Genomic DNA, 12,811 nt, shown 5'->3' with positions numbered 1-12,811 from the left:
CTCATGGCAGCCATCCGAAGGTCACGAGCACGCCGGCGGTGAGCGCCACCCAGAACAGCGAGATGGGCAGGAACACCTTCCAGCCGAGGCGCATCAGCTGGTCATAGCGATAGCGCGGCACGATCGCCTTCACCATGGCGAACATGAAGAAGACCAGGCAGACCTTGGCCAGGAACCAGATAACGCCCGGCACCAGATTGAGCGGCCAGATGTCGATCGGCGGCAGCCAGCCACCCAGGAACAGGATGGTCGTCATCGCGCACATCATGATGATGGCGATGTACTCACCCAGCATGAACAGCAGATAGGGGGTCGAGGAATATTCGACCATGAAGCCGGCGACGAGCTCCGATTCCGCTTCGCCGAGGTCGAAGGGCGGACGGTTGGTTTCCGCCAGCGCCGACACGAAGAAGATGACGAACATCGGCAGCAGCGGCAGCCAGTACCAGTTGAGGAAGGCGAGCCAGGGCAGACCGATGGCGGTGGCGAGGCCGGTCTCCTGCGACTTCACGATGTCGGTCAGGTTGAGCGAGCCGACGCAGAGCAGCACGGTGATGATGACGAAGCCGATCGAGACTTCGTAGGACACCATCTGCGCCGCGGCACGCAACGCCGACAGGAACGGATATTTCGAGTTGGACGCCCAGCCGCCCATGATGACGCCATAGACGCCGAGCGACGAGATGGCGAGCAGATAGAGAATGCCGACATTGATATCGGCGATCGCCCACCCCTCGTCGAGCGGGATCACCGCCCAGGCGGCGAGCGACAGAAGTGCGGTGATCAACGGGGCGATGATGAACACGCCCTTATTGGCGCCATCGGGAATGATGACTTCCTTGAACACGAATTTCAGCAGATCGGCGAAGGACTGGAACAGCCCCCAGGGACCGACGACATTAGGTCCGCGGCGCATCTGCACCGCCGCCCAGATCTTGCGGTCGGCATAGAGCAGGAAAGCGGTCACGATGAGCAGCGCCACCAGCAGAGCCACGCTCTGCAGGACGATCAGGCCGACGGTTAGGAAGATCTCGTTCATGTTACTCCGCCGCCTCGAGCTTGGCCCCGTGACGCAGGGCCGAGCATTCACCCATGATGCGCGACGCGCGCGCGATCGGATTGGTCAGATAGAAATCGGTGATCGGCGACGCGAAAGCCTCGCTCGTCATGTCGCCCTTGGCTGCGACCTTGGCGAGCTCAGCCGGGTCGGCCTTGGCCACCTGGTCGAGGCGGGCGAGATGCGGCACCGCCTGATACATCGCCTTGCGCAATTCGGCGAGCGAGTTCCACGGCTGGGTGGCGCCCAGCGCTTCCGACAGAGCGCGCAGGATGGCCCAGTCCTCGCGGGCCTCGCCCGGCGGGAAAGTGGCGCGGCGCGTCATCTGCGGACGGCCTTCGGTATTCACATAAGTGACCGACTTCTCGGTATAGGCGGCCCCCGGCAGGATGACCTCGGCGCCATGCGCGCCCTTGTCACCGTGGCTGCCCTGATAGACGACGAAGCTCGTGCCGAGCGGCGGGAGATCCACCTCATCGGCGCCGAGCAGGAAAAGCATGTCGATGTCGCCCGCCTGCGCCGCCGCCAGGATCTCACGGGTGGACTTGCCGCCCTGGCCCGGGAGCGCTCCGGCATCGAGTGCCCCGACGCGGCCCGCCGCGGTATGGAGGACGTTGAAGCCGTTCCAGCCATCCTTGATGACGCCCAGCGCCTCAGCGGCCTGCTTCGCGGCGGCGAGCACCGCCGCGCCGTCGGGACGCGCCAGAGCGCCCTGCCCGACGATGATCATCGGCTTCTGCTTCTGGCTGAGATCGAAATCCTTGAGGTGCTTCAGGCTGTCAGGGCCGGCGCCCAGATATTTATAGGCATAGGTGAGATCGGCCTTCTCGCCGATCACGCCCACGGTGAGGCCGCCTTTCAGCCAGCGCTTGCGGATGCGGCCGTTGAGCACCGGCGCCTCGAGGCGCGGATTGCTGCCGACCAGCAGGATCGCATCCGTCTCTTCGAGGCCGGCGATGGTCGAGTTGAACAGATAGCCGGCGCGGCCGCCGGTGTCGCCCAGAGGCGTCGCGTCCTGGCGACAGTCGATATTGGTGATGCCGAGCGCAGTGGCGAGCTGCTTGATCGAGAAGGCCTCCTCGGCGCCGACGAGGTCGCCTAAGATGATGCCGACGCGCTCCGGCTTGGTGCCCTTCAGCTTCTGCGCGATGCGGGCGAAGGCTTCCGGCCAGGTGGCGGGGCGCAATTTGCCGATCTCGCGGATATAGGGCCGGTCGAGGCGCTGCGTGCGCAGGCCATCCCACACGAAGCGCGTCTTGTCGGAGATCCACTCCTCATTCACGTCCTCATGGGTGCGCGGCAGAATGCGCATCACTTCACGCCCGCGCGAGTCGACGCGGATATTGGAGCCCACCGCGTCCATCGCGTCGATGGTCTCGGTCTTGGTCAGCTCCCAGGGCCGCGCCTTGAATTCGTAAGGCTTCGAGGTCAGGGCGCCGACCGGGCAGAGATCGATGATATTGGCCTGCAGCTCCGAGGTCATGGCGCGTTCGAGATAGGAGGTGATCTCCATATCCTCGCCGCGGCCGATGGCGCCGAGCTCCTCGACACCGCCCACTTCGGTGGTGAAGCGCACGCAGCGGGTGCACTGGATGCAGCGATTCATCGAGGTCCTGACCAGCGGCCCGATATATTTGTCCTCGACGGCCCGCTTGTTCTCATGGAAGCGGTTCTTGTCGATGCCATAGGCCATCGCCTGGTCCTGCAGGTCGCATTCGCCGCCCTGGTCGCAGATCGGGCAATCGAGCGGATGGTTGATCAGCAGGAATTCCATCACCCCTTCGCGCGCCTTCTTGACGACGGGGGTGCGGGTATTGACCTCGGGCGGCTCGCCATTGGGGCCGGGCCTCAGGTCGTTGACCGACATGGCGCAGGACGCCTGCGGCTTCGGCATGCCCTTCACCTCGACGAGGCACATGCGGCAATTGCCGGCGATCGACAGGCGCTCGTGATAGCAGAAGCGCGGCACTTCGGCGCCCGCCGCCTCGCAAGCCTGCAGGAGCGTCGTGCCGTTTTCGACTTCGATCTCGGTGCCGTCGACTTTCAGTTTCGGCATCTTGTCCTCACTCAGCGGCCTGCAGGCGCACCGCGCCGGCATGATCAGGATTGGCCGAATATTGATCGAGGCGGTCCTCGATCACATGGCGGAAATGACGGATGAGGCCCTGGACCGGCCAGGCCGCCGCATCGCCCAAGGCGCAGATCGTGTGGCCTTCGATCTGGTAGGTCACATCGAGCAGCATGTCGATCTCGCGCTTCTCGGCGCGGCCTTCGGCCATGCGGGTGAGCACGCGCCACATCCAGCCGGTGCCTTCACGGCATGGCGTGCACTGACCGCAGCTCTCATGCTTGTAGAAATAAGCGAGCCGCGCGATGGCGCGGATCATGTCGGTCGACTTGTCCATGACGATGACCGCCGCGGTGCCCAAGCCCGATTTGAGATTGCGCAGCGAATCGAAGTCCATCGGGCAATCGATGATCTGGTCGGCCGGCACGCAGGGCACCGAGGCGCCGCCGGGGATCACGGCCAGGAGATTGTCCCAGCCGCCGCGGATGCCGCCGCAATGCTTGTCGATCAGCTCGCGGAACGGAATGCCCATCGCCTCTTCGACATTGCAGGGCTTGTTCACATGGCCCGAAATGCAGAACAGCTTGGTGCCGACATTGTTCGGCCGGCCGATGCCGGAGAACCAGGCGGCGCCGCGGCGCATGATGGTGCCGGCGACGGCGATCGATTCGACATTGTTGATGGTGGTGGGCGCGCCATAGAGGCCGACATTGGCCGGGAATGGCGGCTTCATGCGCGGCTGGCCCTTCTTGCCCTCGAGGCTTTCGAGTAGTGCCGTCTCCTCGCCGCAGATATAGGCGCCCGCGCCATGGTGGACATAAAGATCGAAGTCCCAGCCATGGATGTTGTTCGGACCTATGAGGCGCGCCTCATAGGCCTGATCGATGGCGGCCTGGAGTCGCTCGCGCTCGCGGATGAACTCGCCGCGCACATAGATGTAACCGACATGGGCGCCCATCGCGGCGCCGGCGATGAGGCAGCCCTCGACCAGGAGATGCGGATCGTGCCGCATGATCTCGCGGTCCTTGCAGGTGCCGGGCTCGGACTCGTCGGCATTGACGACGAGATAATGCGGGCGCTCGCCGATCTGCTTGGGCATGAACGACCATTTGAGACCGGTCGGGAAGCCGGCGCCACCGCGCCCACGCAGCCCCGAGGCCTTCATCTCATTGATCATCCAGTCGCGGCCCTTCTCGATGAACGATTTCACGTCCACCCAACAGCCGCGCTTGCGCGCGCCATCGAGGCCCCAGTCATGGAGGCCATAGAGATTGGTGAAGATGCGGTCTTTATCTGCGAGCATTATATGCCATCCTCATGCTGAGGTGCGAGCGTAGCGAGCCTCGAAGCATCCTTCAGGATAGAGTGAGACTGCTGATGCAGCCCCTTCGAGGCACCGCCTTCGGCGGTGCACCTGAGGGTGAGGATTGAGTATGTGGCGCCCATCTCCCTCCTCCTCACTGCGGTTTCTCGCCGACGGCATTGTCGGGCCGCCAGCCCGTCGCAAGCTTCTTTGCCTGCTCTATCCACTTGTCACGCTCGGCGCGGCCATGAAATCCTTCGAGCCGCTGGTCGACCCAATTGAGCTCGGGCTCGTTCCAGGCCGCGATCTGGTCGAAATGCCAGACGCCCATTTCGTGCAGCATCTGCTCGAGCTTGGGGCCGACGCCCCAGATGAGCTTGAGATCATCGCCCTTGCCGGCCTTGGGCTCCGTGAACAACTGCGGCTTGCTCTCCGCCTTGACGGCGGGCGCGTCGGCCTTCGCGGCCGGAGCGGGCGATGCCGGCGGAGCGGCTGGTGCCGGCGGCACCGCTGCGGCGGGTGCTGCCGGCGGTGCTGCCGCGGCGGGCGCTGCCGGAGCCGCGGGCGGCGCCGGCGGCGGCATCTCGATGCGGGTGAAGGTGCGGCCGGCGCTGTAGATCGAAGCGTCGGTCAGGGTCGTGAGCTCGCCTTCCGGTGCGGAGAGCTGGCGGCCATTCTGCGGCCCGGGCTTCACCGGCTTGCCCTTGGCGAAGCTGTCGAGAACCTTCTCGAAGGTTTCCGGCGTCAGATCCTCGTAAGTGTCGCTCCAGATCTGCACCATCGGCGCGTTCACGCAGGCGCCGAGGCACTCGACCTCTTCCCAGGAAAAATTGCCGTCGGCCGAGAGATGATGCGGCTCGGCATGGATGCGGCTCCTGCAGACCTTCATCAGGTCTTCCGAGCCCCTGAGCATGCAAGGCGTCGTGCCGCAGACCTGCACATGCGCCTTCTTGCCGACCGGCGAGAGCTGGAACATCGTGTAGAAGGTCGCGACTTCATAGACGCGGATGAAGCTCATGCCGAGCATGTCGGCGACATATTCCATCGCCGGGCGCGACACCCAGCCCTCATTCTGCTCCTGAACGCGCCAGAGCAGCGGAATGACGGCGGAAGCCTGCTTGCCTTCCGGATATTTATTGATCGTCTCCTTGGCCCAGACGAGATTCGCCGGTGTAAAGGCGAAATTGTCGGGCTGAACGGGATCGAGACGGCGAACGCTCATCTATCAACCTCACCAAACACGATATCGAGCGAACCCAGCACGGCGCTCACATCAGCCAGCATGTGGCCGCGGCACATGAAATCCATCGCCTGCAGATGCGCGAAGCCCGGCGCCCTGATCTTGCAGCGATAGGGTTTGTTGGTGCCGTCGGAGACGAGATAGACGCCGAATTCGCCCTTAGGCGCCTCGACCGCCGCATAGACCTCGCCGGCCGGCACCTTGTAGCCCTCGGTATAGAGCTTGAAATGATGGATCAGCGCTTCCATCGAGCGCTTCATCTCACCGCGCTTCGGCGGCACGACCTTGCCGTCGGCGGACGAGATCGGCGTCTTGCCGTCGGCCGAATTCAGTTTCTCGATACACTGCTTCATGATGCGCACCGACTGGCGCATCTCTTCCATGCGGATCAGATAACGGTCGTAGCAGTCGCCGTTCTTGCCGATCGGAATATCGAAATCGAGATCGGAATAACATTCGTAAGGTTGCGATTTGCGCAGGTCCCAGGCGGCGCCGGAGCCGCGCACCATCACGCCCGAGAAGCCCCAGGCGAAGCAGTCCTCGAGCTTCACCACGCCGATATCGACGTTGCGCTGCTTGAAGATGCGGTTGTCGGTGAGCAGTCCCTCGATATCGTCGAGCACCGCGGGATGATGCTCGCAGAAGGTCCAGATGTCGTCGACGAGCTGCTGCGGCAGGTCCTGGTGGACACCGCCCGGACGCACATAGGCGGCGTGCATGCGCGAGCCCGAGGCACGCTCATAGAAGACCATGAGCTTCTCGCGCTCCTCGAAGCCCCAGAGCGGCGGGGTGAGCGCGCCGACGTCCATGGCCTGCGTCGTCACGTTGAGCAGATGCGAGAGCAACCGGCCGATCTCGGAATAGAGCACGCGGATGAGCTGGCCGCGCTTCGGCACCTCGATGCCGAGCAGTCGTTCGACGGCCAGCGCATAGGCGTGCTCCTGATTCATCGGCGCGACATAATCGAGCCGGTCGAAATACGGCACCGCCTGCAGATAGGTCTTGTGCTCTATGAGCTTCTCGGTGCCGCGATGCAGAAGACCGATATGCGGGTCGACGCGCGTCACCACCTCGCCGTCGAGCTCGAGCACGAGGCGGAGCACGCCGTGGGCGGCCGGATGCTGCGGACCGAAATTGATGGTGAAGTTGCGGATATCGGCTTCAGCGGTGGTGGTGGTCATGGCTTCACCGCCTTTTCATCGCCCGGCAGCACATAATCGGTGCCTTCCCAAGGCGAGAGATAGTCAAATTTACGGAATTCCTGGACCAGCTTGACCGGTTCGTAGACGACGCGCTTCTGCTCGTCGTCGTAGCGCACCTCGACATGGCCGGTCAGCGGGAAGTCCTTGCGCAGCGGATGGCCGGAGAAGCCGTAATCGGTGAGGATGCGGCGCAGGTCCGGATGGCCGTCGAACAGCACGCCATAGAGATCGAAGGTCTCGCGCTCGAACCAGTCGGCGGCCGGGAAGACGTCGATCACGGTCGGCACCGGTGTCGCCTCGTCGGTCTTCACCTTCACGCGGATACGGAAGTTCTTGTAAGGGCTGAGCAGATGATAGACGACATCGAAACGCTTATCGCGCTCCGGGTAGTCGGCGCCGCAGATGTCGATGAAGCAGACGAAACGGCAATCCGGGTCGTCGCGCAGGAAGCGCAGGACGTCGCCGATCCTGGCGGGATCGGCCCAGACAGTCAGCTCGCCAAAGGCGATTTCGCTCGACAGCACGGACGAGCCCAGCTTGCCAGTGATGTGAGCGCCCAGGTTCTTCAGCATTTCCGACATCAGGACTAGCGCTCCAATGTGCCGACGCGGCGGATCTTCTTCTGCAGCTGCAGAATGCCGTAGAGCAGCGCCTCGGCGGTCGGCGGGCAGCCCGGCACATAGATGTCGATCGGCACGATGCGATCGCAGCCCCTCACCACCGAATAGGAGTAGTGGTAGTAGCCGCCGCCATTGGCGCAGGAGCCCATGGAGATGACGTAACGCGGCTCCGGCATCTGGTCATAGACCTTGCGCAAGGCCGGGGCCATCTTGTTGGTGAGCGTGCCGGCGACGATCATCACGTCCGACTGACGCGGTGAGGCGCGCGGCGCGAAGCCGAAGCGCTCGACGTCGTAGCGCGGCATCGACACCTGCATCATCTCGACGGCGCAGCAGGCGAGACCGAAGGTCATCCACATCAAGGAGCCGGTACGGGCCCAGTTGATGAGCTCATCGGTCGAAGTGACCAGGAAGCCCTTGTCGGCCAGCTCGGCGTTGATGCTGGTGAAATATTCCTGCTGGGCGGGTGTCACGAGCCCCTGCCCCGCTTTCGGAGTCTCGATCAATCCCATTCGAGCGCTCCTTTGCGCCATTCATAGATGAAGCCGATGGTGAGGATGACCAGGAAGATCATCATCGACCAGAAGCCAAAGACGCCGATCTCGCCCAAGGACACCGCCCAGGGGAACAGGAAGGCCACTTCGAGGTCGAAAATGATGAAAAGAATGGAGACGAGGTAGAATCGCACGTCGAATTTCATGCGGGCGTCGTCGAAGGCCTTGAATCCGCATTCATAGGCCGAGAGCTTCTCGGGATCAGGCTTCCTGACCGCAATGATGATCGCGGACGCCATGAGCGCCAAGGCGATCGCGCCGGCTACCGCCATGAAAATGACGACAGGCAGATAGTCTTTGACCAGTTCGGGCATGTCCCTGTGCCTCTTATGCCCACAGCAAAGCGGGCCTATTTTCGCTGCCGTGGTAGCGCACCAAATGCTGCACTGCAAGCCAATTAGACCAATTCCAAAACTGGCGCCGGGAAAGGTCGATTGCGGCACTTTGTCATGACCGGACAACGATTTGGTGAAGCGGTTCCCGCAGCCGGCAAGGCCTCGGGCCGCGACCGTCCGATCCTTCGGACTATAAAGGGAGAATCACCGGCGGGCGTGGCGCCGAACGCCGCACCACCGGGCCAGGGCGGCCATGCGCGCCTGCCCTGTCCCCATGTGGCCACGGTATGGCGGGCGTTCCGCCAGGCCCCTCAGAACTGGTAGTTCACCGTGGCCTTGCCGCCATATCCCTCGACGCTGTCGGAGAACTGGCCGGTGCCGGTGACCGTGACCGACAGGCCGTGCTCGGTGCCGCCGAACTTGAAGCCGCCCAGCACCTCATACACCGTGTCGTCGATATCATCGCTCAACGGCAGCGTGGCGCCGCCGCTCACGACATCGGCCGTGGTGCCGTCCTCGAACTGCTCGGCAACCCCGCCGCCGACAAAGACCTTGGCGTAATCCGTGTTGCCGTAGAAATCGGCGCCGACCCTGAGACCCAGGCGGCCGACGAGGCTGTCATTGTCGTCGAGGTCGAATTCGGTCCCCAGCACATCGAAGCTGTCCCAGGAGCTGTCGGTATAGGTCAGGTTGCCATAGGGCTCGATCCAGGGCGCTTCGCCGAGGGCGATCTTATAGGCGGCCTCGACCCTGCCGCCCCAGGTGTCGACATCGGCATTCTCCTTGATGTTGAGGCTGGAAGAATCCCAGCCGAATTTCAGGAGATCGACCTTGCCGACGGCGCTCAGCGTCAGGCCCTGCCACAGATAGGAGCCATAGGCGCCGACGGTGCCGCCCTCATAGTCGCCGGAGACGGCGACGGCGTCGGGATTGACGGATGAACTCAGATAACCGCCGAAAACACCACCCATGACAGCCTGGTCGTCATCAATGATCGAGATGACGTCGATGCCGCCGAGGAGGCCCCAGACCGTCTGGTCATAGTCCATGCGGGCCGAGAACGTGTCCTCGAAGAACGACAGGACGGAATCAGCCTCGACCTCGCGATAGAGGCCGAAGGGTGCCGCCCACAGATCCACGAAGGTGCCCTTCATCGGCACCGGCTGGCCGATATCCGCCGTCGGCGTGACGTGCCGGTTCATGGCCAGCGTATCGTGCAGCGTATATTGCCGGTCGATCCACGGTTCCAGCGAGGTCTCGAAGATGGTCAGCGCCGCCGTGGCGAAATAAGGTGTGAACTGGGTGATCTCGTCCGGACGGCTGTAGAGCACATGGACATCGGCATTGGCGCGGCCGGGATTGGCGCGCGTATTGTCGAGACCCAGATCATAGGTCCACAGCCCCTTCTCGATCGGCCCGGCGGTGAGGAAGAAATCTTCCGCCGCCGTGCTGCCGGCCGGCCCCTCGACCCGCACCAGCTCGATGCCCTGCGGCGTGAAGGCGCCGGCGCCCGGATTGGTGTCGAAGATCACCAGTCCGGTCGGATCGCCGGTGGTGGCGCCGCCGACCCGCAGCAGATCGGACGGCGAGCCATCGGCGCCGAGGAAGGTGTCGAACGACGCCAGCGCGCCAGTGGTCGCCCGGTAGTCGCTGGTCACCGCGACCTCGTCATAGAAGGCGCCGCTGTCGCTCATCGCGAGGCCGCCTTTGTTGTCGAGGATTCCGGCGATCGTATAGACCTGCCCGCCGACGCCGGCGCCGGCGATCAGGGCCGACGTCGCATCGATGGAGAAGATCTCGGTGGTGATGGTGCGTGATGTGGTGCCGAGATCGCCGCGGGAATTGTCGACGAGATTGATGAACTCCCAATTGTTCATCTGGGTCAAAGTCTCGACCACGCCATGCAGGTTGAGCGTGTCGACCTGGCCGTCGGCGCTCGAGGCATCGTCGCCACCGTCGAGCGAGGCGAGTGCCGCCTGAAGCGCCGCGCCGCCATTGGCCGTGCCGTGAATATCGAGCACGTCGGTATCGGCGCCCATATTGATGTTCTTGCCGGCCGCGATGCTGCCCGCGGTCCAGACCATCGTGTCGTTACCCGCCTGGGTCAGGACGTCGCCGGACACGGCCGTTCCATGCAACGTCACCTCGTCGGCATCGGCGCCGGTATCGACATTGAGCGCAACCGTGCCGCCGCCGAGATCGACCTCGTCCAGCCCGGCGCCGCCCAGCACATTGCCGCCGACGCTGCCGCTGGTGATGAAGATCTTGTCGTTGTCCTCCTCGCCCGAGACATCGCCGGTGACGCTGCCGCCATTCACCGTCAGGCTGTCGCCGCCCGCGCCGCCGAGAACATTGGCGCCCACGCTGCCACCCAGGATGGCGATCGTGTCGATGCCGCCCTCGCCATCGACATTCGCCGCGACGGTGCCGCCATTCATCGTGATCGTATCGGCGCCATCGCCATTGGCGTCGTTGCCGTCATTGTTGTCGCCGAAGACATTGCTGATATTGGCACCGGCATTGATGGTCATGCCATCGTCGCCATTGCCGCCCAGGACATTCGCGGCGCTCGTGGCCACCGACATGGTGTCGTTGCCGTCCTCGCCATCGATATTGCCGGTGATCGCCGCGGCACCGCTGGTGGTGATCGTGTCGCCGCCGCCGCCGCCCAGAACATTGCCGCCGATCGTGCCGCCGGAAATGAGCAGCTGGTCGACACCGCCCTCACCATCGACATTGCCGCTGACCGCACCGCCCGTCATGTTGATCGTGTCGGCACCGTCGCCATCGGCCTCATTGCCGTTGCCGTCGTCGCCATAGACATTGACGACGATCGCACCGGTCAGAATGTTGACGGTGTCGTCGCCGATGCCACCCAGGACGTCAGCCGGATCGGAAGCGATGGTGACCGTGTCGTTGCCGGCGCCGCCGTCGACATTGCCGGCAATCGTGGCGGGCTCCTTGGTTTCGATCTTGTCGTTGCCGGTGCCGCCCAGGACATTGCCCGCGACCGAGCCACCCGAGATCAGTATGTCGTCATCCCCACCTTCGCCATTGATGTTGCCGCCCGTGCCGTGCAGGTCCGAACCGACCTGGCCGCCCGTCATTCTGATGGTGTCATTGCCGTCCCCGTCGGCCTCGTTGCCATTGCCGTCGTCGCCAAAGACATCGCCATAGATGATCGAGTCCGATTCGATCTTGATCTCGTCATTGCCGATACCGCCCAGAACATCGCCGTCGTTCCAGCCGATCTCACTCGCATCGGATACGAGGATCTTGTCGTCACCAGCGCCGCCATCGAGATTGCCGAGAACGAAGCTCGTGAGCGTCACATTCAGCGTGTCGTTGCCTTCGTTGCCGCTCATATTGCCCATGACAAGCGCGCCGCCGGCGAGGCTCATCGTATCGTTGTCGGCAAGGCCTGAGAAATTCTGGCAGACATCGCCATTGCCCTTGGTCAGGGTATCGGGACCAGCCGTTCCGTTGCAGTCGACCGCCGCCTGGACATAACGATCCCTGATCTCGGTGATCTGGTCATTGGTGAGCTTGTCGAGATCGTCGCCATTGGGATTGATGTCGCCGACCCCGTCCGGGATATCACGCGTGCTGCCCGCGGTCATCAGATTGTCGGCGCCGCCGGCCCCGAGCGTGTTGTGATCGAGCCCCAGATTGTGGCCGAGCTCATGCGCGAATGTATCACGGCGGCCATTGCCGCCATTGAAATTCGCCACCGCGCTGGCATTGATGATGACGCCGTTGCCGTCGACCCACGCCTCGCCGAAGAGATTCGTGTTGGGATCAACATCGCCGTCGTCGAGTGAATTGACGAACCAGGCCTCGATGACGGTCTCACTGCCGCCGGCATCGTCACCGTCGATCGGATCGACGCCGGTGAGGCCGTTGAGCGAGGCGGTGCTGTTGAGCTGGGTCGGGGTAAGGAAAACCGGGAACACGCCGGCCTGCGCATAGATGGCGCGGGTTTCCGGGGGGAAATTGGTAATGGTGGCGCAATTGGCGCCGCCGTCGTCGCAAACCTGGATGGGCTGGATAAGAATGAAGCGGTCGACAGTTTGTGAGACCGCCGGCATCGCGGCCAACAGCGCCGCGGCAGAGACCGTGGCCAATGCCAAACCCGTTTGCGTCAGAAGTTTAAGCGCAATAATAGAGCGAGCGACATGCACCATAGCATCCCCCCAGAGCTGGCCCTCACCTGTTCTTTATAATCGACAAGGCTACGCAGGGACAATCACGCGTTCCACCGAGTAATCTCCGTTCGACCCGACAATATTCCCTTCAGGAAGCTTTTGACTCGTCCGATCAGTCACTTGCGGCCACTGTATCCCAAAGGCCACAATCGCGAATTATCTGCCATTCTGTTCCAATTTCGCACAGGACCTCCGCGTGGCTCTTCAGCAACGCACGCCCTCTGCCT

9 protein-coding genes are annotated in these 12,811 nt (G+C 63.4%); all 9 read right to left on the bottom strand.

Annotated features, from left to right (window positions below; genetic code table 11):
* Nucleotide 1 precedes the first annotated feature (1 nt).
* The 9 genes from nuoH to JHL16_RS07650 all read right to left on the bottom strand — a co-directional run bounded on the left by nuoH (nucleotide 2) and on the right by JHL16_RS07650 (nucleotide 12,503).
* A complete protein-coding gene (gene nuoH, locus JHL16_RS07690; protein WP_200184284.1) occupies nucleotides 2-1,039 on the bottom strand; it encodes an NADH-quinone oxidoreductase subunit NuoH in 1,038 nt (345 codons plus the stop codon).
* Nucleotide 1,040: 1 nt separating this feature from the next.
* Nucleotides 1,041-3,113: an NADH-quinone oxidoreductase subunit NuoG gene (gene nuoG / locus JHL16_RS07685; protein WP_200184283.1), complete on the bottom strand. Its 2,073-nt coding sequence runs from the start codon at nucleotides 3,111-3,113 to the stop codon at nucleotides 1,041-1,043.
* Between the two features lie 7 nt (nucleotides 3,114-3,120).
* On the bottom strand, nucleotides 3,121-4,428 hold the full coding sequence (gene nuoF / locus JHL16_RS07680; protein WP_200184282.1) for an NADH-quinone oxidoreductase subunit NuoF: 1,308 nt from the start codon (nucleotides 4,426-4,428) through the stop codon (nucleotides 3,121-3,123).
* A 154-nt stretch (nucleotides 4,429-4,582) separates the two neighbouring features.
* Nucleotides 4,583-5,650 (bottom strand): NADH-quinone oxidoreductase subunit NuoE, encoded by a 1,068-nt coding sequence (nuoE, locus tag JHL16_RS07675; RefSeq protein WP_200184281.1) that lies wholly within the window; start codon nucleotides 5,648-5,650, stop codon nucleotides 4,583-4,585.
* Nucleotides 5,647-6,849 (bottom strand): NADH-quinone oxidoreductase subunit D, encoded by a 1,203-nt coding sequence (locus JHL16_RS07670; RefSeq protein ID WP_200184280.1) that lies wholly within the window; start codon nucleotides 6,847-6,849, stop codon nucleotides 5,647-5,649. Before JHL16_RS07670 ends, nuoE begins: the two co-directional genes overlap by 4 nt.
* Nucleotides 6,846-7,451, bottom strand: a complete 606-nt coding sequence (locus tag JHL16_RS07665) for an NADH-quinone oxidoreductase subunit C (protein WP_200184279.1) — start codon at nucleotides 7,449-7,451, stop codon at nucleotides 6,846-6,848. Before JHL16_RS07665 ends, JHL16_RS07670 begins: the two co-directional genes overlap by 4 nt.
* Nucleotides 7,452-7,456: 5 nt before the next feature.
* Nucleotides 7,457-8,002, bottom strand: coding sequence for a NuoB/complex I 20 kDa subunit family protein (locus JHL16_RS07660; RefSeq protein WP_137855260.1), 546 nt, complete (start codon nucleotides 8,000-8,002; stop codon nucleotides 7,457-7,459).
* Nucleotides 7,993-8,358, bottom strand: a complete 366-nt coding sequence (locus JHL16_RS07655) for an NADH-quinone oxidoreductase subunit A (protein WP_137855261.1) — start codon at nucleotides 8,356-8,358, stop codon at nucleotides 7,993-7,995. Before JHL16_RS07655 ends, JHL16_RS07660 begins: the two co-directional genes overlap by 10 nt.
* Nucleotides 8,359-8,690: 332 nt before the next feature.
* Nucleotides 8,691-12,503, bottom strand: coding sequence for an autotransporter domain-containing protein (locus JHL16_RS07650; RefSeq protein ID WP_200184278.1), 3,813 nt, complete (start codon nucleotides 12,501-12,503; stop codon nucleotides 8,691-8,693).
* Nucleotides 12,504-12,811: the final 308 nt, after the last annotated feature.

Origin of the sequence: Taklimakanibacter albus, assembly GCF_016595235.1 — a bacterium.
Taxonomy (GTDB): domain Bacteria; phylum Pseudomonadota; class Alphaproteobacteria; order Rhizobiales; family Aestuariivirgaceae; genus Taklimakanibacter; species Taklimakanibacter albus.
Note: the sequence above shows the minus strand (reverse complement) of the source record. Positions and strands in the feature narration are given on the sequence as shown.

What these genes read in the sequence shown, in the direction of transcription:
- JHL16_RS07660 (WP_137855260.1), bottom strand. Translation starts at nt 8,002, where the DNA reads ATGGGATTGATCGAGACTCCGAAAGCGGGGCAGGGGCTCGTGACACCC.
- nuoG (WP_200184283.1), bottom strand. Translation starts at nt 3,113, where the DNA reads ATGCCGAAACTGAAAGTCGACGGCACCGAGATCGAAGTCGAAAACGGC.
- JHL16_RS07665 (WP_200184279.1), bottom strand. Translation starts at nt 7,451, where the DNA reads ATGTCGGAAATGCTGAAGAACCTGGGCGCTCACATCACTGGCAAGCTG.
- JHL16_RS07655 (WP_137855261.1), bottom strand. Translation starts at nt 8,358, where the DNA reads ATGCCCGAACTGGTCAAAGACTATCTGCCTGTCGTCATTTTCATGGCG.
- nuoE (WP_200184281.1), bottom strand. Translation starts at nt 5,650, where the DNA reads ATGAGCGTTCGCCGTCTCGATCCCGTTCAGCCCGACAATTTCGCCTTT.
- JHL16_RS07670 (WP_200184280.1), bottom strand. Translation starts at nt 6,849, where the DNA reads ATGACCACCACCACCGCTGAAGCCGATATCCGCAACTTCACCATCAAT.
- nuoF (WP_200184282.1), bottom strand. Translation starts at nt 4,428, where the DNA reads ATGCTCGCAGATAAAGACCGCATCTTCACCAATCTCTATGGCCTCCAT.
- nuoH (WP_200184284.1), bottom strand. Translation starts at nt 1,039, where the DNA reads ATGAACGAGATCTTCCTAACCGTCGGCCTGATCGTCCTGCAGAGCGTG.